We start from the raw sequence: 20697 nt of genomic DNA, 5'->3' as shown, positions 1-20697 counted from the left end.
CGCCGCCGGAACCGATTCGCTCTCACACGGTCGCCGCGCGCCCATGAACGTGTAAGGAGAACCGGTCAGCATGGCGCTCCCCGCCACGATCGTCCCGCATATCGTCATCGTCGAGGAGCCGGCAACGGACCTGTGGGGTCTATACGAGGCGAGATGGCTGCGTGCGGTGCTCCAGACAGTTCACGACGCGGTACACGACCTCGTGCTCGACGTGGTCGCCTGCTCCTACGTGCCGGTCGGCGGTCGCCCCGAGTCACTGTGCGGACGCCCGGACTGGACCACCGCGCTGTTGTTCGAGCGGCTGGCGGGGAACGTTCTCGGCTCGAACATCGCGGTCGAGGCGCAGCGTGGCGGCGGCCACGAGACCCTCCAGTTCTCCGCGATGCTGCCCCTCGCGAGGCGCGGGCGCGTGGTCGGCCGGATCCAACTCCTGACCGACACCGCCCCGGACATGGACGTCCTCTGCGAGATCAGCCAGTTGGCCGAGGGCCAGGCCGACGCGTGTGCGCCACGAGCAGCGGATGCTGTTCCGGCCGAGGCCGTCGGACTCGGTTCGGAGGAGCAGGAGGACCTGCTGCACGCCTTCGCCGCCGACGGCGACGAGCGACCGACCGTCCGGTGCCTCCTGGAGCGGGTCGCGGAGCTGCTCGGCGGATCGGTGGTGATGCAGACCGCGCGGCTCATCGTGGTCGACTCGATCGGAGCCTCCGACCGTGTCGCCCTCGACGCCACGAGCCGGCGCGAGCGCGAGGTCCTCCTGCCCACCGCGTCGCCCGGCATCGTCACCGTTCTGCCGGCACGAGACGGTCGTGGTCTGCGGGGCGTGATATCCGTGCAGACCACCGTCGGGCAGGCCGACTACCTCGTCGCCGAGATCCTGTCCGACACCCCGCGGGCGCGGGCGGTGCTACGGCAGGCCGCGACGATCCTGTCCTGGCTGTTGAAGATGCGTGTGAACTCCCACGAGGAGCCGGCACGTCGACGTGCCGCCATCGTGGCCGATCTGCTGCGGGCCAGCGAGCTCTCCGGGGTCGCGGTACGGGCGGCGGCCCTGGGTCACGACCTCAATGCGCGGGTGCGCTGCATCGTGTTCGCTCTCGCGGAATCGTCCGACGAGGCGGACCCGGTTCGGCTCGAGAAGGTGGTGCAGGAGGAGTTCCGCAGCGGCACGAGCACCGGACCGACTGCCATGGTGGCACTCTCGGACGGGCACGTCGTCGTACTCGATCCGGACGACGGCCCCGCCCGTCCCGGGTCCCCGGTCAAGCGCGCGATCGCAGCAGCCGGACGCGCCGGGTTGATCGTGACCTGCGGAATCAGCCCCGCGTGCCAGGGCCCGGCCGCGGTCGCGCCGGCCATCCTGGAGGCCAGGCGAGCAGCCGACGTGCTCCGTCGCACCGGACGAACGATGCGAGCGATCTCGAGCGACGATCTCGGCGTCTTCGGACTGCTGTTCTCCGAGTCCGACGGTCTGCGGTTGGACCGGTTCGTGAGTCACTGGCTCGGGCCGCTGACCGAGTACGACGCCGCCGCCGGAGCACAACTCACCCAGACGCTGGGACAGCTGCTCGATCGGGCGACGATGGTCGACGCAGCGAGCTCGCTGTTCATCCACATCTCCACCCTCAAGTACCGCGCGAAGAGGATCGAGGAGATCCTCGGGGTCGACATGCGCGATCCCGATGTGGCCTTCAACCTGCGCCTCGCACTGAAGCTCCTCAACATCAGGACGACGCTGAACGACTGCCAGGACTGATCGGGACCGGGGGCGTCGCCTCTGCTGCTCGATCCGCCTCACGCGGATGTGCGTCCCCCTGAACGGTCGGGGCCCCTGAGTCGCCACCGGTTCCACCCGGGTCGGGGTGCGGTGTCGTCCGGACGAGTACGGGACTGGCCCACGCCACGACTGCGGTGGTGTGCTGCCCGGTGCCCGGCAGGTCGAGACTGCTCGGTCGGGTCAGTGCGTGCGGCGTTGGCAGTCCGGCCCGACGTGCCGCATCCGCACGTCAGCGGCCTGTGCATCCGATCCAGCACAGGGGATGTCGTCACAGTCGGACGAACGTTGGTTCTCCGTTTGGTCTAGCGGTGTCGATGACCGAGGTTCCCGTGGATGACAACCTTCAAGTGTTGATGCAACCGACCGAACATTCGGATGCATCGGGAGTTGCGCCCGTCCCCAACCCGACGCGGCTGCTCCGGTAGCCCTGAGCCCGTCCCCGGCCCCGGTCGGTGTCTACCTCTCACGGTGCTGCATCCGGTGACGCTCACGCCCACCGTTGATCGATCCGCACGGTCGAGATCCAGTCTGCGGCCGCCGCGTGCCCGACGAAGGAGAGCCGATAGTCATGACCCGTCACCGACCATCCAACGCTGTACGCGGGCCGGGTGTGCGCGACGCACGACGAGCGGTGGCGCCGTCCACCGTCGGTGCGATCGACTCGAACGGCATGGTGCGCGGCGCGTCGCTCGGTTTCACCGTGCTCATTCTCGGTGTCCTCGTCACCCCGGCGGTCGCCATGGTGTCGGGCCCCGTGGCCGGCGGCTGGCCCTACCTCGCCACCGTGGTCGCGGTCGCGGTCGCGGGCATGCGGATCGACCCGGCATCACGGCCCCTGCTGAACGGCGCGCTCGTCGGGCTCCTCACCTACTCACTCGCCGCCCCGTTCCTGATGTTCGGGCCGATCGTGCTCTCGTCGGCCCGCCTGTGGGCACTCTGTCTGCTCGCTCCCGTCGCCGGCGCGGCGACCGTCCTGGCCCGCAAGCGCCTCTCGGGCCCGCGACCGGCGTCGGCGACGTGGCCGTGCGGTCGGAACCGGGCTGCGGCATGACCGCGACGACGGCGGACAGGGCGGTACCCGCAACGCGGATCAAGGTCCGCAGAACGCTCCCCGATCTGGGAATGCCGGTTCGGATGGCCGGCGAGATGACCTTGTTCCTCGGTGCCGTGCTCTACAGCGCGATCCGCCATCCGATCGGGTACTGGACCGATGTCCGCGATCAGATGTTCGACACCCTCCGGCTGTGCTGGATCCCGGTCATCGTCTCGACCACAGCGTTCGGATTCGGCGCACCGGGTCTGCAAGGCGGCAACATCTATCTGCTCTTCGGTATCCCTGACCGGCTGGGCTCGTTCTTCCTGATGGCCAGCGTTCGCGAGTTCGCGCCGTGGATCAACGCGATGATCGTGGCCGGCGTGATGGGAACCGCGATGACGGCGGACCTCGGTGCGCGTCGTATCCGCGAGGAGATCGACGCGATGGAGGTGCTCGGGGTCGATCCCATTCGGACGCTGATCCTGCCACGCGTCATCGCGGTCACCGTCATGACTGCGTTGCTCGACATCATCGCACTGCTCTTCGGGGTCATCGGCGGCTTCATCGCATCGGTGTACCTCGGTGCCAACCCTGCTGCCTACGTCAGTAACTTCTTCGCGAACGCCACGACACCGGACATCTGGGGGAGCGTCGTCAAGTCGCTGTTCTTCGGGTTGCTGATCGCCGTGGTCTGCGCCTTCTTCGGAATGCGGGCGAAGGGTGGTCCGATCGGTGTCGGTCGCGCAGTGAATGTCGCGGTCGTCACCGCGTTCGCCGCGATCTGGGTCTTCAACTACGTCTACACCGCCTTGTTGCTCGGCCTCAATCCGGAGATGCAGGTGTTCAAGTGACCATCCAGCTGCCTCGGCCCGAGAAGTCGCCGCTCGGTGCGGCCGAAACCCCGTCGCGTCGCACACCGCCGGCTGACCGGATGAAGCAGCCGATCGCCACCTTCGGCGAGATCGCGAAGTTCTCGGTCGGAACGATCCGGCACATGCCCGAGCTGCGTCATCATGTCGGCGAGATCTTCCACCAGGCCGGGATCCTGATCCTGTCGAGTGGCCTCATCGTCTGGTTCATGCAGTTCATGGTCGGCACCATGTGCGCCACCGAGGCGAGCTACACCCTGAAGCAGGTCGGGGCGCCGCTCTATTCCGGGATCTTCACCGACTACTGCGGACTTCGGGAGATGTCGCCCTACATGTGGGCATACATCTTCGCCGCGAAGGTCGGATGCGGTCTCGTCGCCGAGATCGGGTCCATGCGCATCTCCGACGAGATCGATGCCATGGAGGTCATGGGGGTCAACTCCCGCAGCTACCTGGTGGGGACCCGGATCGTCGCGGCCTGGCTCGCGATGCCGTTCCTGTTCATCGTCGGCCTCGGCATGTCGTACATCGCCATGTACCTCGTCGTCGTGGTGCAGCTCGGGGAGGTGTCCTCCGGAGGTTACCTCTACATCTTCTGGCTCTACCAGAATCCGCTGGACATCATCTACGCGACGCTGAAGGTCATGGCGATGGGCACCTGCGTGATCTTTGTCGCGTGCTTCTACGGGTACAACGCCTCGGGTGGTCCCGTCGGCGTCGGCAACGCCACCGCGAAATCGATGATGGTGAACATGGTGCTCGTTCACATCATCAGCACGTTGGGCACCCAATTGTTCTGGGGCCTGGCTCCCAACGCCCCCATCGCCAACTAGCCGGTACGACAGATTGAGGAGGTCGGCGCTGTCATGTACGACGTAGAACAGACAAATCCGGTCGGGATCACGCGGACAGTGGTCAGGTCACGCCCCGATCATTTCGTGCCGGCCACCGCAGACGGCGAAGTGCACTCCATGCGGGTGCGCGACGTTCACAAGTCGTTCGGTTCCACCCACATCCTGCGCGGGATGAACCTGGATTTCGCGGACAACGCCATCACCACCATCCTGGGCCCGTCGGGTACCGGCAAGAGTGTGCTCATCAAGCACCTCGTCGGTCTGCTCGCTCCCGATCGTGGCGACATCCTGATCTTCGGACAGGACATCTGGAAGATCAGTGAAGCAGAGCGCCGCGAGCTGCGGAAGAAGTTCGGAGTCCTGTTCCAGGACGGCGCGCTGTTCGGATCCATGAACGTCTACGACAACACTGCCTTCCCCCTGCGCAAGCACACCGGCATGCGAGAGCCCGAGATCCGGGAGCTCGTGATGGAGCGGCTCTCCGAGGTCGGTCTCGAAGCGGCGGTGAAGAAGTTCCCGAGTGAGGTCTCCGGCGGTATGCGGAAGCGGGCCGGGTTCGCCCGGGCGCTGGTCATGAACCCGGACATCGTGCTCTTCGACGAGCCGGACTCCGGCCTCGACCCGGTGCGGACGAGCCTGCTCAACGATCTGATCCTGCAGATGCACCAGGAGCACAAGGGCACCTACATGGTCGTCACGCACGACATCCGAACGGCTCGAAAGGTCAGCGACTACGTCGGTCTGATCTGGAAGGGCCAGGTCGTCCACTACGGCGAGGCCGAAGCGGCATTCGCCTCGGACGACCCCTTCGTGCGTCAGTTCCTCTCCGGTGAGTCCGCCGGCCCACTGGGAATGGACTGACCAGTGCAGCGAATTCTGAGTGTCTGGCTCATCCCGGTGCTCCTGGTAGGGGCTCTGACCGCCGGCGCGTGGTCCTTCATGGACGCAGGTCCCTACCGCGTCAGCGTTGCGCTGCCCACCGCGCCCAACCTGATCGAGGGTGGCGTCGTCCTCGTCAAGGGGTTCGAGGCCGGGTCCGTCGACCGCATCCGCGCAGAGGACGGCAGGGCGATCCTCGATCTCGTGCTGAACCCGGAGTTCGCGCCGCTCCACGAGGGAGCTGCGGTGACCGTCGAATGGCGGGCGGTGCTGGGCGAGCGCTACCTCGCAGTCGAGGACGGGCCGGCAGACGCTCCCGCCATCGCCGACGGCGGGACGGTCGAGGGTGCGATGGACGAGCCGATCGAGGTCGACCGCGTCCTGTCGACGCTCGACCCCGACACCCGGGCCGACTTCGCATCGCTGGTCCGCGAGCTGGAGACGACCGTCGCCGGGAACGAGGAGGCCGTCAACTCCACGATCGGGACCGCCGGCCCGGCTCTCGAGGAACTCGGCGAGGTACTACGCGCCCTGGGGACGGACGGCGAGGCGATCACGCAGCTGGTGGGTCACACCGGCAACGTCCTCGACATCCTGATCGAGCGCGATGCAGACGTCCGGACGATCGTCACCGAGTTGTCGACGGCGGCGAACGCCACCGCGCGACAGCGACAGCAGCTGGACTCCGCGCTGCAGCAGCTGCCCGGCACGCTCGGCACCGCTGAGCGAACCCTCGCGACGGTCCCGGAGACCGTGGAGCTGACCAACCCGCTGCTGGAGGACCTGCGGCCGGTCACGTCGCAGCTACCGCAGTTCGCCCGCAACCTCACTCCGGTGCTCCAGGAGCTCCGGCCCGCGGTCGCCGAGCTGCGCCCGACCATGGACTCGCTGTCGACGCTGCTGCAGCGCACCCCGGCACTCCTCGACAGTGCCGACGCTGTACTCCCCGGTCTGGACTCGGCCCTCACCGATCTGACGCCGGCGCTCACCTTCCTACGTCCCTACACCCCCGAGGCGCTCGGCTGGATGTCGAACTGGGCGTCGGCGACGGCCAACTACGACACGAACGGGCACTACATGCGCTCCCTGATCATGGCGGGGCCCACCTCACTCAACGCCAACCCGGGCGTGGCTCCTCCAGGGGTGGTCAAGGACCCCTACTCGCCGCCCGGTGCCCTCGAGGGCCAGCCGTGGACCGACGCGTACGGAAGTGGCGCACGATGATCACCTCCGCAACCCGGACCTGGCTCATGGTGCGGCTCCGCGTCGTGGTCCTCACCCTCGCCGCCGCCGCGGCCGCGACGGCCGCGACCGTCCCTGTGCAGTACGCCGCCGCCGACAACCAGCTCGTCGCGATGTTCGCCGACGCCAGCCCTCTGCTGGAGGGCAACGACGTGCAGGTCGGTGGCGTGCCCGTCGGAAGGATCGACACGATGGAGGTCGTCGGCACCGAGTCCCGGGTGACGATGACCATCGAGCCCTCCGCCCTTCCGGTGCATCGGGACGCGCGGCTGACGATCCGCCCGGTCAGCCTCCTCGGTGAGCGCTACCTCGACCTGGACCGCGGGTCTCCGGACACGCCCGTCCTGGCCCCGGGGGAGGCGCTCCCGTCATCGCAGACCGAGCAGCCCCCGGATCTCGACCAGATCCTCAACGCCCTCGACGACCCCACGGCGGGCGCACTCGGCGCCACGGTGTCGACCCTGGGCGAGGGGATGCAGGGCAACGGCGCGAACGCCGACGCGGCGATCGTCGCGCTGGCCCCGGCCCTGGGCGACACCGAGGAGCTGGTGTCCGTCCTCGAAGGCCAGACCGAGTTGTTGACCCGGCTCATCGAGAACGCCGAGCCGGTGGCGGGGGCGCTCGCCACCGAGGACGGCCAGCGCCTGGACCAGCTGGTCACCTCCGCCGACATGCTGCTGGCCACGACGGCCGACCGGCAGGAGGCACTCGAGGCGACGCTCATCGAGATGCCGTCGACCCTCGCCGCGGCCCGCGCGGCCCTCGAGGACCTCGCCGGCGTCACGCGATCCACGACCCCGTCGCTCAGGGCGATGCGACCGGTGACCGACGACCTCAGCGAGATCTCGGCGGAACTGCAGAGGTTCGCCGATTCCGCCGACCCGGCGCTGGCGAGCGCCGATCCGGTGCTGGAGCGGGCGGCGGAGCTGCTCGCCGCGGCCCGACCGGTGACGGCCGCCCTTCGGCCGGCCGGTCCCGATCTGCGCGGTACGGCCGGCGCTCTGGCACCGGTCGTCAACGAGTTCGCCGATGCGCTACCCAGCTTCTGGAGCTTCATCGAGGGGTGGGCCCTGACGACGAACGGCCATGACGGTCTGTCGCACTACTTCCGCGCGCTCGTCACGGTCAACACCGACCAGATCACGCGTGCGCTGCCGCCTGCGGCGCCATTGATCGACGGCAACCCGGACGAGGACGGCGCCGCCGGCCTGCCGTTGCCCGGCATCACCCCGGAGGGCGCGCCGATGGGCGGCATCCTCCAGCCCGGCAGCGGCGCCGACGGTGGTGTCACGGGGCTCGACCCCGAGCAGGAGGGCGACGCCCTCTCCTACCTCTTGGGAGACAACTGATGGCCGGACCGAGAAGTGGGGACACCCGCGCGCTGCTCGTCGGAGTCGTCGTCCTCGCGTTCTTCGCCGTATCCCTCTACAGCGGCATCAACGCGCACAAGGGGCTTCCCGGAGCGGACCGCACCCTCGTGACCGCGATGTTCGAGGACACCGGGGGCCTTCGGCCCGGCGACGACGTGCGAATCGCGCGTGCCCGCGCCGGGCGGGTCGACGATGTGCAGCTCGTCGACGGGCGCTCCGCGGTCACCCTCGGTTTCGACGGTGACCGGGACATCTACCGCAACGCCACGGCGTCGGTGGACAGTCGCTCCGCCCTCGGCCAGCGCATCGTGAACGTCGACCCCGGCACCCCGGACGCGGGCGAGCTCGGGTCCGACGCGATCCCGGTGTCGCAGACCGTGTCGTCGGAGAACCTCGACTCGCTCTTCTCCCTGTTCGACGAGCCGACGCGAGCGGCCATGGCGTCCACGCTGCGCGAGACCGGCGGCGGCCTGGCCGGGCACGGTGGCGACCTGCAGGACATCCTCACCACCGCACCGGACCTGCTCCCGGATCTCGGCACGGTGTCACGCGCACTGGCCGAGGACGAGGGTCGTGACCTCACCGCGATGTTGGCGGCCGCCGACCGGCTGTCCGCCCGTTTCGAGGGCCGCCAGGACCAGCTCGCGTCCCTCACCGGTCAGCTGGCGACCACCCTGTCCGCGATCGACGCGGACGGCGGCGAGCCGTTGGCCCAGGCGCTCGACCGCGCGCCGGCGACACTGCGCGAGGCCCGCGAGGCGATGGTGGCACTCCAGCCTCCGCTGTCCGATCTGGATGTGGCGATGGCCGATCTGCGTCCGGGTGCCGAAGGTCTCGGGGCGAGCACGCCGGATCTGCGCGGGGTGCTGGTGGAGAGCGTTCCGCCGCTCGACCGGCTGCCCGACGTGGCCGAGCAGGCCGTGCCGGCTGTCGAGGCGCTGACCACGACGATGGTCGACGCGCGCCCCTTCGCGCCCCGAGCGGCCGAGGCCCTCGCCAGTGCGAACCCCTTCCTGACCACGCTCGCTCCCTACGCGCCGGACATCGGCCTCTTCTTCACCAACTGGGCGGACGCGCTGAGCCGGGGCGACGACGGCCCGGGCGACCCCGACAGCCGCCACCTGCGGGTGACCCTGATCCCGCACACGGAGTCGGTGACGGGACAGGCGGGAATCGAGGACCCGTTCGTGGCCCGCAACCCCTACCCGGCTCCAGGCGAGGCCGGCGAGGACAGCACCGGTTCGTTGCCCGTGCCGTCGAACGGAGACAACTGATGACTCCCACACTGCGCCCCGGCGCTGAAGGCCGAAGCCCGGCGCGTCGTTGGGCGTCCTCGACCTTCGGCATCGGCGTACTGGCCCTCGTGCTGACGTTGGGTGTCGGCTACGTGATGTTCCAGAAGGACATGCTGACCGTCGAGCTCACGCCCGGCGACACGATGACCATCCACTTCGCCCAGGACTACCGGCTCCGGACGTACGTCACGCCCGTGAAGGTCGGCGGGGTGAAGGTGGGTCGGGTCTCCGACATCGAACGCCTGCCGGACGGCTCGGCCCTCGTCGAGGTGAAGCTCGAGCCGGGGATGGCGGACAAGGTCGGCTCCGCTCCGAGCGCCGCCATCCGACCGACGATCATCCTGGGCGGCAACTACTACCTGGAGGTCGTCCCGGGCGGGCTGCACGGTGACCCGTTCACCGGGGAGATCCCGGTCGAACGCACCTCTGTCCCGGTCGAGCTCGACCGGATCTCCGCCACGCTGCAGCCCGACGCCCGGGCCGGGGTGCGGTCGTCGACCGACCGTCTGGACCAGGCGCTGCGTGATGGTGGGCGCGAGGCCCTGGAGGGTCTCGTCCAGAACGCACCCGGCGCGCTCGGACCGGGCGCGGACGTGCTGCGGGCCGCCCAGGGTTCGAACACGGGCGACCTGACCCGGGTGGTGAGCGGGATCGAGTCCGCCGCCGTCACCTTGAGCCGCAACGAAGGGCAGCTCGACGCCATCGTCGGTGACCTGGCGACGACCAGTCGGGTGCTCGGGACCCGCAGCCAGGACGTGTCGGAGCTGTTGGCCGATCTCCCCGCGACGCTGCAGACGACCGACGCCGGTCTGCGCCGGCTGGACACGACCCTCGCGAAGCTGCGGGAGACCGCCGACCCCGCCCGCGGCGTGGTGGGCGAGCTCGGCACGCTGATCGAGCACGCGGATCCGGTTCTGGTCGCGGCGCTCCCGGTCGTGCGTGACCTGCGTGAGGTCCTCGCCGACACGCGCCCCCTCGTGGAGGACCTGGTCCCCGCCAGCGAGCGCGGCACGGACGTGCTCGACGACGTCCGCGGCCCGGTCCTGGAGCGGGTCAACGGTCCGATCGTCGACACCGTGCTCTCGCCCTACGAGGGCACCGGCCCCTACGAGGGGTCGGGTGGTGACGGCAAACCGCTCTACGAGGAGCTCGGTTTCATGGTCTCCAGCATCGATCGGGCCTCCAAGGCGACCGACGCCAACGGCGCAACGGTCGGTTTCCAGCCCGGGTTCGGCGCGGCGACCGTCTCCGGCACACCGGTCAGCCTGGAGCAGCTCTTCGCCAACCTGGCCGGCTTCCAGAACCCGGACGCGGAAGGGGCAGGTCGATGAAGACGAAGGCGAACATGTTCACCAGGGCCCTGGACCACGCGCGCAACGAGCCCGGCCTGCTGCGCAACGTCGTGGTCGTGGCCGGCCTGCTCCTGCTCTCGGCCGTCGTCGGCGGCTACATCTTCAGCCAGGCCCGGGCCAGCTGGCCGTGGGAGCAGCATTTCGAGTTCACCGCCACCTTCGACCAGGCTCCCGCGATCAGCCCGGGCAACGGGCAGGAGGTGCGCATCGCCGGCGTGAAGGTAGGGGAGATCCGCAGCGCATCGGTCACCGACAACGGTGACGCGGCCCTGAACCTCACGCTGGACCCGGAGTACCGCGTGTACGAGAACGCGCGCCTCGTCCTCCGGCCGAAGAGCCCGTTGAACGAGATGTACATCGAGCTGTCGCCGGGCGGGCCGCCGGCCCGCGAACTGGCCGAGGGCGATGTGCTACCGGCCAGTGCCAGCGTCCGTCCGGTGCAGGTGGACGAGGTGTTCGGACACCTGGACGCCAACGTGCAGTCTGCGCTGACGACACTGTTGGCCGAGTCCGACGCCGCGCTGGCGAACGCGCCGCAGGCGCTGCCCGCCGGTCTCCAGGCGGCCGACGGCCTGGTCCAGCGCATGGAGCCGGTGAACGTGGCGCTGCAGACCCGCCGCGACGCGCTCGAACGCCTCATGACGGCGCTGGCCCAGATCGCCGAGGCGGCCGGCGAGAACGACGAGCGGCTGGCGCGTCTCGCCGCGTCGATGCAGGCGACGCTGCGCGTGACAGGGGAACGCAGCGGCGACATCGACGCGGTCCTGACCGAGCTCCCCGGACTCTCCGACCAGCTGCGCGCGGCGACGGGCGGCGTCCTGGAGCTCAGCGAACAGCTCGACCCCACCCTCGACAACCTTCGGGAGGCCAGCGACTCCCTGCCGGACTCGCTCTCGCGGGTCACCGGCGTCGTCGACCGCGCCGGTGAGATCGTGGACACGGCGCGTCCCGTCCTCGAGAACGCCCGACCGGTCGTCGACGACCTGCGACCGATCGTGGGCGACCTGAACGCCGCACTGCCCGACCTGAAGGCGAGCACCGAACGGCTCGAGTACCTCACCGCGTACTCGCTGCCGTACCTCGTCGACCTGCAGGCCTTCGTGTTCAACACCACGTCGGCCTACAGCCTCCGGGACAGCAACGGCGGCATCCTCCGCGGCATGCAGCAGTACAGCCCCGAATCGCTGACCGGGCTGACCGGTCTGCTGGAGAACCGGCCGGAGCTCTTCGAGCCGCCGGGTGGCGCCGGTGCGCCACCGCTCACGCTTCCCAACCCGCTGCCGGACAACTAGGTGACCCCGATGCGCACAATGCTGCCTACTCTCCTGCATCCACGGCTGATGGTCCTCGTGGCGTTCACCGCGGTGTGCACCGCCCTGTTCGGCTACCTCTGGGTCAACTCCGGGGGTCGGATCCCGTTGATCACCGCGACCGGTTACCGGGTCAGCGTGGACTTCCCCGAGGTGTCCAACCTCGTCTACGACTCCGAGGTGCGGCTGGCCGGCGTCCCGGTCGGACAGATCGCCGGTCTGGAGGCGGTGGACGGGGTGGCCCGGGTCGAGCTCGAGCTCCGCTCGAACTTCCCGCTGCACGAGGGTCTCCGGATCGAGGCCCGCAACAAGACCCTCATCCAGGAGACCTACCTGGACATCGTCGACGGTTCCGGACCCGAGATCCCCGACGGTGCCCGACTCCCGGCCGACGTCGCGGTGCCGGCGGTCGAACTCGACGACGTGCTGCGCAGCCTGGATGCGCCCACCCGGGACTCTCTCGGCGGGCTGCTGCGCTCGGCGGACGAGGCCACTTCCGGGAGCTCGCGAGACATCTCCGCCGCGGTGCGGGGACTGGGCGACGTGGGCCGCGAGGGCGGTGTCGCGCTGAACGCACTGGCCGACCAGTCCGAGGACCTCGAGCAGCTGTCACGCCAGACCGCGACGGTGCTCGCGGCACTCGATGCCAGGGAGGGGCAGATCGCCCAACTCGTGACCGACTCGGAGCTGCTGTTCTCGGCGACCGCGGAGAACGGCGAGCACATCGCGACGACGATGCGCACGCTGCCCGGGCTGCTGGACGTCACCCACGACGCCTCGGACGACCTCACGTCGTTGTCGACGAACCTCGGACCGGTTGCGGCCGACCTCCGGGAGGCCGCTCCGGACCTGTCCGATGCCCTCCGGCAGCTCCCGGAGACCTCTGCCGATCTCCGCGGGATGCTTCCGTCGCTGCAGCAGGTGCTGGACGAGGCCCCGGCGACGCTCGATCGGACCCCGCAGTTCGCGGAGGGGACGAGCGGGTTCATCGGTGCGACCGATGTCGCGCTGTCCGACGTCAACCCGATGTTGTCCTACATGGAGCCCTACGGGCGAGACGTCTCCGCGTTCTTCTCGAACTTCGCGCAGGCGCTGAACCGGGGTGACGCGAACGGGAAGACGCTGCGCATCTTCATGGTGTTCAACGAGGCGTCCTACCGCGGGCAGCCGGTGAGCACGAACCAGATCCCCCTCCTGGACAGGTCCAACGCCTACCCCGCGCCCGGCAGCGCGGACAGGCCCGGTCCGTTCGACGGTCAGTACACGCGCGTCCAGCAGGACCCGCCACGATGACAGCGGCGAGCGGATGGCGCTCCGTACGGCCGGGCCGTCGACGTCTGGTCGGCGCGGCCGCGGTCCTCGTGGCCGTGGCCTTCCTGGCCGGCGGCCTGGTCCGCCTCGAGGTCGCGACCGGCGTCGACTCGTTCGTCCCCTCCTCGGATCCGGCGATCGACCAGTTCGACGGGTTCGCGAGGTCCTTCGGGGCCGACCCGGTCGTCGTGCTGCTGGAGTCGGCCGAGCCGCGCCGGCTGCTGGAGGGGGAACGGCTCCTCGGGCTCCTGAAGCTCGAGGGTCAGCTGGCCGGACTCCCCGACGTCGCCGCCGTCTACGGGCCCGCCACCATCCTGAACCAGGTGGCGGGCCGGTCGCAGGACCTGTTGGCGGAGTTGGCGGGGCGGCGTCAGGGCATCCGGCAGACGGCTGAGGCCACGGCTCGCCGTGGCGGGGTCTCCGAGTCCGAGGCACTCGCGGCCGCGGATCGGGCGAGCGCCGAGTTCGACACACGTTACGGATCACTGCTCGCCCAGGGCCTGCCTGCCGGTCTGCCCACGATCCGCAACGACTCCTTCGTGGCCGCTGCCACCTATGACCCGACCGGGCAGCCGCGGCCGCAGTGGCGGTTCGTCGTGCCGTCGGACCGGTCGGCCGCCGTGCTCGTACGTCCTCGCCAGGGCCTCGGGCAGGCGGAGACCGAGCGGCTCGTCGAGCGGGTGCGGACCGTCGTCGCGAGTGCTGGGCTCGAGGCCGACGAGGTGACCGTGTCCGGCGTCCCGTCGGTGGTCGCGGCGCTGGGGGAGCAGGTCCGCAAGGAGGTGCCTCTCGTCGGTGGTCTCGCGATCGCCGCGGTCGCACTGTGCTTCTTCCTCACCCCGTGGACCAGTCGTCGACGTCGGCTGCTGCCGGTGGTGACCACCCTGCTGGCGACGGCCGCGGTTCTCGCCACGCTCGGATGGATCGGTCGTCCCACCTCGCTCGGCGTGGTCGCCTTCCTGCCGGTGCTGCTGGGGATCGGGAGCTACTACCCGACCTACTTCGCGCAGCACGCCGGACGGCGCGTGGTGGTCGTCGTCGCCTTCGCGACGGCCTGCAGCTTCTGGTCCCTGTTGCTCTCCCCGCTGCCGTTCGTGCGCGACCTCGGCCTGGTGTTGGGGCTGGGCGTACTGGCGGCGTGCGGCGTGGGCGCGCTGCTGATCCGCACCGCGGCCGTCACCGCGCCGCAGCCCGCTCCGGCGCCATCGCCCGACCTCGGGCCGCAGCGGGCGACCTCCTCACGCCGCACCCGGAGCGCGGTCCTCGTGGCGGCCGGGCTCGTCGCGCTCTGTGGATGGGTGGCGTTGCCGACGCTGCCCCTGCAGGCCGACTTCGACTCCTTCATCGACGGTCTGCCCGCCGGTGCGCAGGTCGACGAGCTCCAGCAGGCGCTGGGCAGTACCGGCGAGGTGGACATCGTGCTGCGCGGCCCCGACGTCACGTCACCGGAGGCGTTGGCCTGGATGCAGACGGCGCAGGAAACGGTGATCACCGGACACGGGGACCGTCTGCGTCCCGCCATCTCGGCGCCGACGCTGCTCGGCTTCCTCGGGGTGCAACCGTCGACCGAACAGATCACGTCCGGTCTCCGGCTGCTGCCCCCCTACCTCGTGGGATCGGTGATCGGGGCGGACCACACGGTCGCGGCCCTGGTCTTCGGCAGCACGGTCGAGGACGCGGTCGAACTGCAGGTCCTCCGGGACGAGGTGCTCGGCTCGTTGCCGCCGCCACCTGCCTCCTTCGAGGTGGAGATCACCGGCCTGCCGATGCTCGCCGCCCGGGCGCACGAGCTGGTCTCGGGCGATCGCTACCTGGCGAACCTCGCCGGCGTGGCTGCGGCCGGGCTGGTCCTCGCGGTGGGGCTGGGGCGCCGCCGCCCGGACGCGGCGCGCGCAGTGGCGGCCGCAGTGATCGCGACCGGGGTCGGACTGCTCCTCATCCGGCTGGTCGGCCTGCCGCTCAACCCCGTGACGGTGGCGCTCGGCTCGTTGACCGCCGCGGTGGGGTGCGAGTTCACCGTGATGCTGACCGAGGCACGCAGGCGCGCCCATCGCGGGTTGCGTCGATCGGTCCTCCTGGCCGCTGCGACGTCCGCGGTGGGCTACCTCGTCCTCGCCGTCTCGGGCCTGGGCGCGATCCGCGAGTTCGGGCTGCTCCTGGCGGGTTCGGTGCTGTTGGCGCTGGCCGCCGCCCAGCTCGTCATCTGGGCCTGGCCGGTCCCCGTCGCGGCCGTTCCCGAGCCGGTTCCGGCCGACGAACCGGCCGCAACCGTGAACGCAGTGATTGGAGTTGGGTGATGACGCGCTCCGCGTTGATCGAACGAACCGCCGACCTGGCGCGCCGGACCGTCGTGCCGGCCGGCAGGCGCGGTCGAGCGCTGTTGGCCGCGGTGCTGGCGCTGGCGTTGACCGCCGTGGTCGGGGGTCACCTGATCTCGCGGGCGGGTCAGCTCCCCGAGGACGCGGCGTTCCGGATCGGCGACCGGGTGGTGTCCGTCGAGGAGCTCGACGACGAGGTGGACACCTTGAAGGCGCTCTACGGTGTGCAGCCCCCGACGGAACCCGCGGCGCTGGACGCCTTCCGGCGCGACGCGGCGAAGGCGTACGCGGTGGCGCTGATCCTCGAGCGGGCGGCCCAGGACGGCGGCATCGTCATCGCGGACAAGTCCGCCCAGGACGTCTTCGACCGGTATGTGAGCGACCAACTCGGGGAGGGCGCCGACGCGCGTCGACAGCTCGTCGAGGCGCTCGGTAACGCGGGAACGTCGGAACGGGCCGTCCTCGTCGAGGTCAAGCGGCAGCTCGCTGTGGGGCAGCTCCTGGAACAGGTCACGCGAGACGTCTCCGTCTCCGACGACGACGTCGCGAGCGCGTTCGACGAGCGGCGAGCAGAGATCGACACCCCGGAGCTCCGTCATCTGGCGAACATGGTGCTGCCCGACGAACGGGCCGCTGATGATGCCGCCGCCCGGGTTCGTGCCGGCGAGCCATTTGCCGAGGTGGCGCGTCAGGTGAGCAACGACGCCGCGACGCGCGACCAGGGCGGCGATCTCGGCACGGTGCCGGCCGCCCCGCTCGAGGACGCCTATGCGGCCGCGGCCTTCGCCGCAACCCCGAACGACGTGTTCGGTCCGGTGCAGGGACTGCACGGCTGGAACGTGGGCACCGTGCTCGAGGTGACCCCTCCGGCTCCGGCGGTGTACGAACAGGTCCTGGAGCCACTCCGTGCCCAGCTGGAGTTGGAGCGCAGCACCCAGGCGTGGCGCGAGTGGCTGGCGGCCCGCATCTCCGACGCCGCCGTCCAGTACGCGGACGCGTATCGCCCGGCTGATCCGGATGCCCCTCCGGCGACCGGGCCCGCAGCGCAGGACCCGGCACCCGCGGCGCCGGTGCCGCCGGGGACGAGCCCGCCGCGATGAACGCGCTGTTCACGATGGTCGGACTCGTGGCCATGGCGGTCCCTCTCCTCGTACTGGGCCACTGGGGCCGCAGCAACGCCGAGGCACTCGTGCCGGCGCACTTCGTGGGACTCGAACGCGAGCGCCGGGCCCGGATGCTGCGCCGAGGCGGGACGACGTGCGCGGTCGTCGCTGCGGCGTTCCTGGCGGGGGCGGTGGTTGCACTATTCTGAGCGCGTAGATACGTGTTGCTAAGTTGTTTAGTGCTACGCTCAACTACGCTTGCAGCCGTGTGAACGCCGATCCGAGGGGGACTCGTAGAGTGACCATCACCATGAACGAAGTCGGTGGAGTGCCTGTACAGCGTGGTGAGGCCGAGCTGTCCGGCGAGGATGAGGCGAGCGTCGAGGACGCCGTCGACCGAGTCGAACGCGACTGGCAGCGCGAGCGTCCGGACACCGATGTGACGTCGATGGGTGTCGTCAGCCGGATATGGCGCATCGGGCGACACCTCGAGCAGCAGCGCAAGGCCCAGCTCGCCGCGTTCGGCAGCGACCGGGGCACGGTCGACGTCCTCGGGATGCTCCGCCGGTCCGGTCCGCCCTTCCGTCGCTCCGCCGGCGAACTCACCCGGTCGGCCCTCATCACCTCGGGTGGGGTGTCGCAGCGTCTGGACAAGCTGGAGCGGGCCGGCCTGGTGACCCGCCACGTCGACCTCGTCGACCGCCGGCGCGTCGACGTCGAGCTGACGCCCGCCGGTATCGAGCTGGTCGACTCGTTGCTGGACGATCTGATGGTTCACGACGCCAAGGTGCTCTCCGATGCGCTCACGGCGCCGGAACAAGAACGGCTCGCTCAACTGCTTCGCAAGTTCCTCCTCGCTCTGGAGCCCCTGGACGACGACTGACCGCCGGCCGGGGACCGGGACGTTCGTGGCATCGCCCAGCGGTACGCCCGCAGTTCGAAAGGCCGATATGCACCTCGGATCGCAGGCGGTGGGCGGATCGTCTGCGCCGGCCCGAACGATCGACGGAGGTCGCGGCCCGGTCGGGCCCCGGTGTCCGGGCCCAGGCCGGCCATGACCGGGTCGAACCCGGCCGCAGGCAGCGAACCGGGGGAAGCGCGGGCAGGCGCTCGGGGTGCCCCGCCCGCGATCCGGATCGACGGTGTCACCACCGTCCGCGGTGACACCGTCGTACTGCACCGGCTGGGTCTCGAGGTGCCGGCCGGTCGGGTGACCGTCCTGATGGGCCCCTCGGGCGCAGGCAAGACCACGCTGATCCGCCATCTCGTCGGTCTGATCCCGCCCGACGCCGGCAGCATCGAGATCGGCGGCCATCAGGTCGTGGGGTGCGCCGCGGCGGACCTGCGGGACCTACGACGAGGGATCGGGGCACTGCTCGGAGGCAGCACGGTCTACGAAGGCTCGACGTTCGGCTCGCTGACCGTGTACGACAACGTCGCGTTCCCGTTGCGTCAGATACCCGGCGCGGACGAGGAACTCGTACGGCCGCGGGTGACCTGGTGGCTGCGCACTCTCGGCCTGCAGGACGTCGCCGACAGGCTTCCATCGGAGTTGGCCGCGCACATGCGACGCCGCGTCGGGCTTGCGGCGGCGCTCGTCACCGACCCGCCACTGGTACTGCTCGACGACCTCGAGCCGGCCTTCGACTCGCTCCACGAAGAACAGATCATCGCGACGATCCGCGCCACCCAGCGCCGCACCGGCGCGACGATGCTGATCACGACCCACGACCTCCGTGTGGCACGGGAACTCGGCGATGGGCTGGCCGTCCTGTGCAACGCCCGCATCGTCGCGACAGGTGATCCGGCCGTTCTGCTGGACGGTGTCCACGACGGCGCCGAGTTCGACCGGAGATTCCGCATCCTGGATCAGCTCGGGCCGCCCGATCTCGATGCCGCGTTGCGGGCGGCACGCGAGCGCCGAATGCGCACAGTGGATGTCGATCCGGCGTTCGTCATCTGTTTCCTGCTGCTCATCGCGGTTGTCTACCTGGCGATGATGCAACGCGGGCTCTGACGCCCCGAGGTGGCGATACCACGAAGAAGCCACCTCACGCGGGGCATGCGTGAGGTGGCTTCTCTGTTGTCAGGATGGGGTCAGGTTCTCGGCGCTCCTTCGGTGGACCGGTGGGGATCGGTGTCGTGACAAGGGTTCGGACCGGACCACTCGCGGGGCAGCGAGGCGGCCGGTCCGATGTTCATCCTGGTGCACTGCAACGCCGAGGTATACGTCGATTCCGGCTCACATCGAGGGGCTCGGATCGTCATGACCAGTGGAATGATCGGTGGTCGCCGGTGACGTCGCCAGGAATCGTCGTGCACTGCGCGGCATGAGGGCCACGGAGCCGACGAACACCGCCAGCATGCCGATCATCAGGAGGGACCATCGGCCGGAGGAGGCGATGGCGATGATTCCGATGAATCCGGCTGGCAACAGCACCCACTGTGTCCAGCCGTGCCGAAGCAGCAGCCCGGCTGTGAGGAGCACGATGATCGCTCCGAGTAACAGCGGCAGTGCGGATCCGGAAGCGGACCCGGACGTGCCCGCGACCGCGTCATCGCCGAGCGCGTCGGTGATCGTGCCGACGGAGGGTTCACCGTCGGTCTGCAGCTGACCGAACCACGAGGCGATCAGCAGCCCGCCGACCAGCAGCCAGGCCAAGGCGGCGAGCCCGATCGAGCCGGGCAGACGTACGCGCATGAGGTCAGCCGGCCAGGGCGTGCTGGGTGGCCCTGTCGAAGCTGAGGGACGGGGCGAACGCCGAGCCGAGCTCCCTGCTCCCGACCCGCTGGGCAGGCGACATCGCGCGGGCGATGTACTCCTGGGCGAAGGCGCCGACGTCGTCACGCCGCCCAGCGCTGGTCGTCACCGCCTCCACTGCCGGAAGGACCGTGTCGAACAGTGTTCGCGCGGCGTTCGCGAGCGCCGGGTGGCCCATCGCGTACCGGGCCGAGGCGCACCACAGTCCCTCGGTCGAGGGCAGGCGCTCCTCGAGTTCGTCCGCGGCCGGGGTCGTCAACGCCGCGAGCACGACGACGGTGGCCACATCGCGGAGGCGCGTCGGAAGGAGGTCGAGCATTCTCAGTTCCAGCCATCCACGCGGGCGGATCGGCGGGAACAGGGTCGTGAGGTGGTAGCGGAGATCCTCGACCGTGGGCCACGTACCTTCGTGACCTTCCGCGAGCCAGCGCCCGAACGGGAGGCCGGGCGCGATCGGGACGGCCGTGCTCGCGTCGGCCGAGCGCATGAGCATGACATCTGCGCACATCGCGTAGTGCAACCAGGCGTCCGGGCCTGCCGTGCGCAGACACGGCGGACGGGTACGGCCGGGATCGATCGACCACCAGATCGCCTGGCGCATCGACTCCCACCGCCGTCCCGCGGCGTCGAGGCCGGGGGAGTGGGCGAACGCCGCGATCAGGATCGGGCCGAGCTGGTGGGCCAGCTTCCATCGTCGCTGCGGGTCCACTGCAAGGTGGCTCAGGTTGACCTGCAGCGACGCCGTGTTGCACATCATCCAGGACCCGGCGTCGCCGGTGCTGGAGAAGAACTCCTCCATGCAGGCGTAGCGAGCCGCGGTGAGGATGCGGTGTGGGCTACGGCGGGTGTCGACGGCCAGCTCGGCGGTGACCAGTCCGGCGCGGCGCAGGCGTTCGTGCAACGTCGTCGAATCCATCGTCGCGGCGTCGAGGGTGGCGTCCGCCGTGGCCGCGGGGAGCGTGGAGAGCTCGATCTGGCCACCCGGCTCGATGGTGACCCGCCCGCCGTGGGGGAGGGGACCTTGGGCTGCGGCGAGCAGCTCGGGGTGGGTCGGCCGAGTGCCGACGTCGTCGTACCGATGCACGGGCCACTCCAGCTCGATCCCGCACAGTGACGGCGGCTCCCCGATGAAGGAGGCCGCGGCGATGTCGACGGCGGTTGCCCGGGCAAGCGCACGACGTTGTGACGGCACGGAGGCACCTCTCGACTGCTAGGAGGGC

General features: G+C 70.0%; 18 protein-coding genes. 16 read left to right on the top strand and 2 right to left on the bottom strand.

All coding sequences use genetic code 11. From position 1 onward, the window contains the following. Window positions 1-70: 70 nt before the first annotated feature. The 16 genes from I4I81_RS11320 to I4I81_RS11245 all read left to right on the top strand — a co-directional run bounded on the left by I4I81_RS11320 (window position 71) and on the right by I4I81_RS11245 (window position 18733). On the top strand, window positions 71-1756 hold the full coding sequence (locus tag I4I81_RS11320) for a PucR family transcriptional regulator (protein ID WP_218600757.1): 1686 nt from the start codon (window positions 71-73) through the stop codon (window positions 1754-1756). Between the two features lie 652 nt (window positions 1757-2408). Further along, the gene (locus I4I81_RS11315; protein WP_218600756.1) at window positions 2409-2828 is read left to right on the top strand and encodes a hypothetical protein; all 420 of its coding nucleotides are present in this window, start codon (window positions 2409-2411) and stop codon (window positions 2826-2828) included. Next, the gene (locus tag I4I81_RS11310) at window positions 2825-3664 is read left to right on the top strand and encodes an MlaE family ABC transporter permease (protein ID WP_225924544.1); all 840 of its coding nucleotides are present in this window, start codon (window positions 2825-2827) and stop codon (window positions 3662-3664) included. Before I4I81_RS11315 ends, I4I81_RS11310 begins: the two co-directional genes overlap by 4 nt. After that, window positions 3661-4515 (top strand): ABC transporter permease, encoded by an 855-nt coding sequence (locus I4I81_RS11305; RefSeq protein WP_226363883.1) that lies wholly within the window; start codon window positions 3661-3663, stop codon window positions 4513-4515. The genes I4I81_RS11310 and I4I81_RS11305 overlap by 4 nt, the downstream gene beginning before the upstream one ends. 138 nt (window positions 4516-4653) lie before the next feature. Next, on the top strand, window positions 4654-5397 hold the full coding sequence (locus I4I81_RS11300; protein WP_372453508.1) for an ABC transporter ATP-binding protein: 744 nt from the start codon (window positions 4654-4656) through the stop codon (window positions 5395-5397). A 78-nt stretch (window positions 5398-5475) separates the two neighbouring features. Beyond that, window positions 5476-6639: an MlaD family protein gene (locus I4I81_RS11295; RefSeq protein ID WP_225924543.1), complete on the top strand. Its 1164-nt coding sequence runs from the start codon at window positions 5476-5478 to the stop codon at window positions 6637-6639. Next, on the top strand, window positions 6636-8006 hold the full coding sequence (locus tag I4I81_RS11290; RefSeq protein ID WP_218600753.1) for an MlaD family protein: 1371 nt from the start codon (window positions 6636-6638) through the stop codon (window positions 8004-8006). Before I4I81_RS11295 ends, I4I81_RS11290 begins: the two co-directional genes overlap by 4 nt. Next, window positions 8006-9301: an MlaD family protein gene (locus tag I4I81_RS11285; RefSeq protein ID WP_218600752.1), complete on the top strand. Its 1296-nt coding sequence runs from the start codon at window positions 8006-8008 to the stop codon at window positions 9299-9301. Before I4I81_RS11290 ends, I4I81_RS11285 begins: the two co-directional genes overlap by 1 nt. Continuing rightward, window positions 9301-10653: an MlaD family protein gene (locus I4I81_RS11280; protein ID WP_218600751.1), complete on the top strand. Its 1353-nt coding sequence runs from the start codon at window positions 9301-9303 to the stop codon at window positions 10651-10653. Before I4I81_RS11285 ends, I4I81_RS11280 begins: the two co-directional genes overlap by 1 nt. Beyond that, window positions 10650-11966 (top strand): MlaD family protein, encoded by a 1317-nt coding sequence (locus I4I81_RS11275; RefSeq protein WP_218600750.1) that lies wholly within the window; start codon window positions 10650-10652, stop codon window positions 11964-11966. Before I4I81_RS11280 ends, I4I81_RS11275 begins: the two co-directional genes overlap by 4 nt. Before the next feature lie 9 nt (window positions 11967-11975). Beyond that, complete coding sequence (locus tag I4I81_RS11270) at window positions 11976-13277, top strand: MlaD family protein (protein ID WP_218600749.1); 1302 nt, start codon at window positions 11976-11978, stop codon at window positions 13275-13277. Continuing rightward, complete coding sequence (locus I4I81_RS11265) at window positions 13274-15592, top strand: MMPL family transporter (RefSeq protein WP_218600748.1); 2319 nt, start codon at window positions 13274-13276, stop codon at window positions 15590-15592. Before I4I81_RS11270 ends, I4I81_RS11265 begins: the two co-directional genes overlap by 4 nt. Continuing rightward, window positions 15592-16713 carry a peptidylprolyl isomerase gene (locus tag I4I81_RS11260; protein ID WP_218600747.1) on the top strand — a complete coding sequence of 374 codons (1122 nt, stop codon included), beginning with the start codon at window positions 15592-15594 and terminating at the stop codon, window positions 16711-16713. Before I4I81_RS11265 ends, I4I81_RS11260 begins: the two co-directional genes overlap by 1 nt. Beyond that, window positions 16710-16925 carry a hypothetical protein gene (locus I4I81_RS11255; RefSeq protein WP_218600746.1) on the top strand — a complete coding sequence of 72 codons (216 nt, stop codon included), beginning with the start codon at window positions 16710-16712 and terminating at the stop codon, window positions 16923-16925. Before I4I81_RS11260 ends, I4I81_RS11255 begins: the two co-directional genes overlap by 4 nt. Window positions 16926-17014: 89 nt before the next feature. Further along, window positions 17015-17599, top strand: coding sequence for a MarR family winged helix-turn-helix transcriptional regulator (locus I4I81_RS11250; protein WP_218616025.1), 585 nt, complete (start codon window positions 17015-17017; stop codon window positions 17597-17599). A 171-nt stretch (window positions 17600-17770) separates the two neighbouring features. Further along, window positions 17771-18733, top strand: a complete 963-nt coding sequence (locus tag I4I81_RS11245) for an ABC transporter ATP-binding protein (protein ID WP_218600744.1) — start codon at window positions 17771-17773, stop codon at window positions 18731-18733. 225 nt (window positions 18734-18958) lie between these two features. Here the strand turns inward: I4I81_RS11245 and I4I81_RS11240 are convergent, their stop codons facing one another. Together I4I81_RS11240 and I4I81_RS11235 are read right to left on the bottom strand one after the other, a co-directional pair. Continuing rightward, window positions 18959-19417 carry a hypothetical protein gene (locus tag I4I81_RS11240; protein ID WP_218600743.1) on the bottom strand — a complete coding sequence of 153 codons (459 nt, stop codon included), beginning with the start codon at window positions 19415-19417 and terminating at the stop codon, window positions 18959-18961. Between the two features lie 4 nt (window positions 19418-19421). Beyond that, window positions 19422-20669: a glutamate-cysteine ligase family protein gene (locus I4I81_RS11235; protein ID WP_218600742.1), complete on the bottom strand. Its 1248-nt coding sequence runs from the start codon at window positions 20667-20669 to the stop codon at window positions 19422-19424. Window positions 20670-20697 lie beyond the last annotated feature (28 nt).

It is taken from the genome of Pseudonocardia abyssalis (assembly GCF_019263705.2).
Lineage (GTDB): Bacteria > Actinomycetota > Actinomycetes > Mycobacteriales > Pseudonocardiaceae > Pseudonocardia > Pseudonocardia abyssalis.
Note: the sequence above shows the minus strand (reverse complement) of the source record. Positions and strands in the feature narration are given on the sequence as shown.

Bases quoted from the DNA above. Each gene is read 5' to 3' on its own strand.
- I4I81_RS11320 (WP_218600757.1), top strand. From the start codon at position 71: ATGGCGCTCCCCGCCACGATCGTCCCGCATATCGTCATCGTCGAGGAG.
- I4I81_RS11310 (WP_225924544.1), top strand. From the start codon at position 2,825: ATGACCGCGACGACGGCGGACAGGGCGGTACCCGCAACGCGGATCAAG.
- I4I81_RS11300 (WP_372453508.1), top strand. From the start codon at position 4,654: ATGCGGGTGCGCGACGTTCACAAGTCGTTCGGTTCCACCCACATCCTG.
- I4I81_RS11295 (WP_225924543.1), top strand. From the start codon at position 5,476: ATGGACGCAGGTCCCTACCGCGTCAGCGTTGCGCTGCCCACCGCGCCC.
- I4I81_RS11290 (WP_218600753.1), top strand. From the start codon at position 6,636: ATGATCACCTCCGCAACCCGGACCTGGCTCATGGTGCGGCTCCGCGTC.
- I4I81_RS11285 (WP_218600752.1), top strand. From the start codon at position 8,006: ATGGCCGGACCGAGAAGTGGGGACACCCGCGCGCTGCTCGTCGGAGTC.
- I4I81_RS11280 (WP_218600751.1), top strand. From the start codon at position 9,301: ATGACTCCCACACTGCGCCCCGGCGCTGAAGGCCGAAGCCCGGCGCGT.
- I4I81_RS11275 (WP_218600750.1), top strand. From the start codon at position 10,650: ATGAAGACGAAGGCGAACATGTTCACCAGGGCCCTGGACCACGCGCGC.
- I4I81_RS11270 (WP_218600749.1), top strand. From the start codon at position 11,976: ATGCGCACAATGCTGCCTACTCTCCTGCATCCACGGCTGATGGTCCTC.
- I4I81_RS11265 (WP_218600748.1), top strand. From the start codon at position 13,274: ATGACAGCGGCGAGCGGATGGCGCTCCGTACGGCCGGGCCGTCGACGT.
- I4I81_RS11260 (WP_218600747.1), top strand. From the start codon at position 15,592: ATGACGCGCTCCGCGTTGATCGAACGAACCGCCGACCTGGCGCGCCGG.
- I4I81_RS11255 (WP_218600746.1), top strand. From the start codon at position 16,710: ATGAACGCGCTGTTCACGATGGTCGGACTCGTGGCCATGGCGGTCCCT.
- I4I81_RS11245 (WP_218600744.1), top strand. From the start codon at position 17,771: ATGACCGGGTCGAACCCGGCCGCAGGCAGCGAACCGGGGGAAGCGCGG.
- I4I81_RS11240 (WP_218600743.1), bottom strand. From the start codon at position 19,417: ATGCGCGTACGTCTGCCCGGCTCGATCGGGCTCGCCGCCTTGGCCTGG.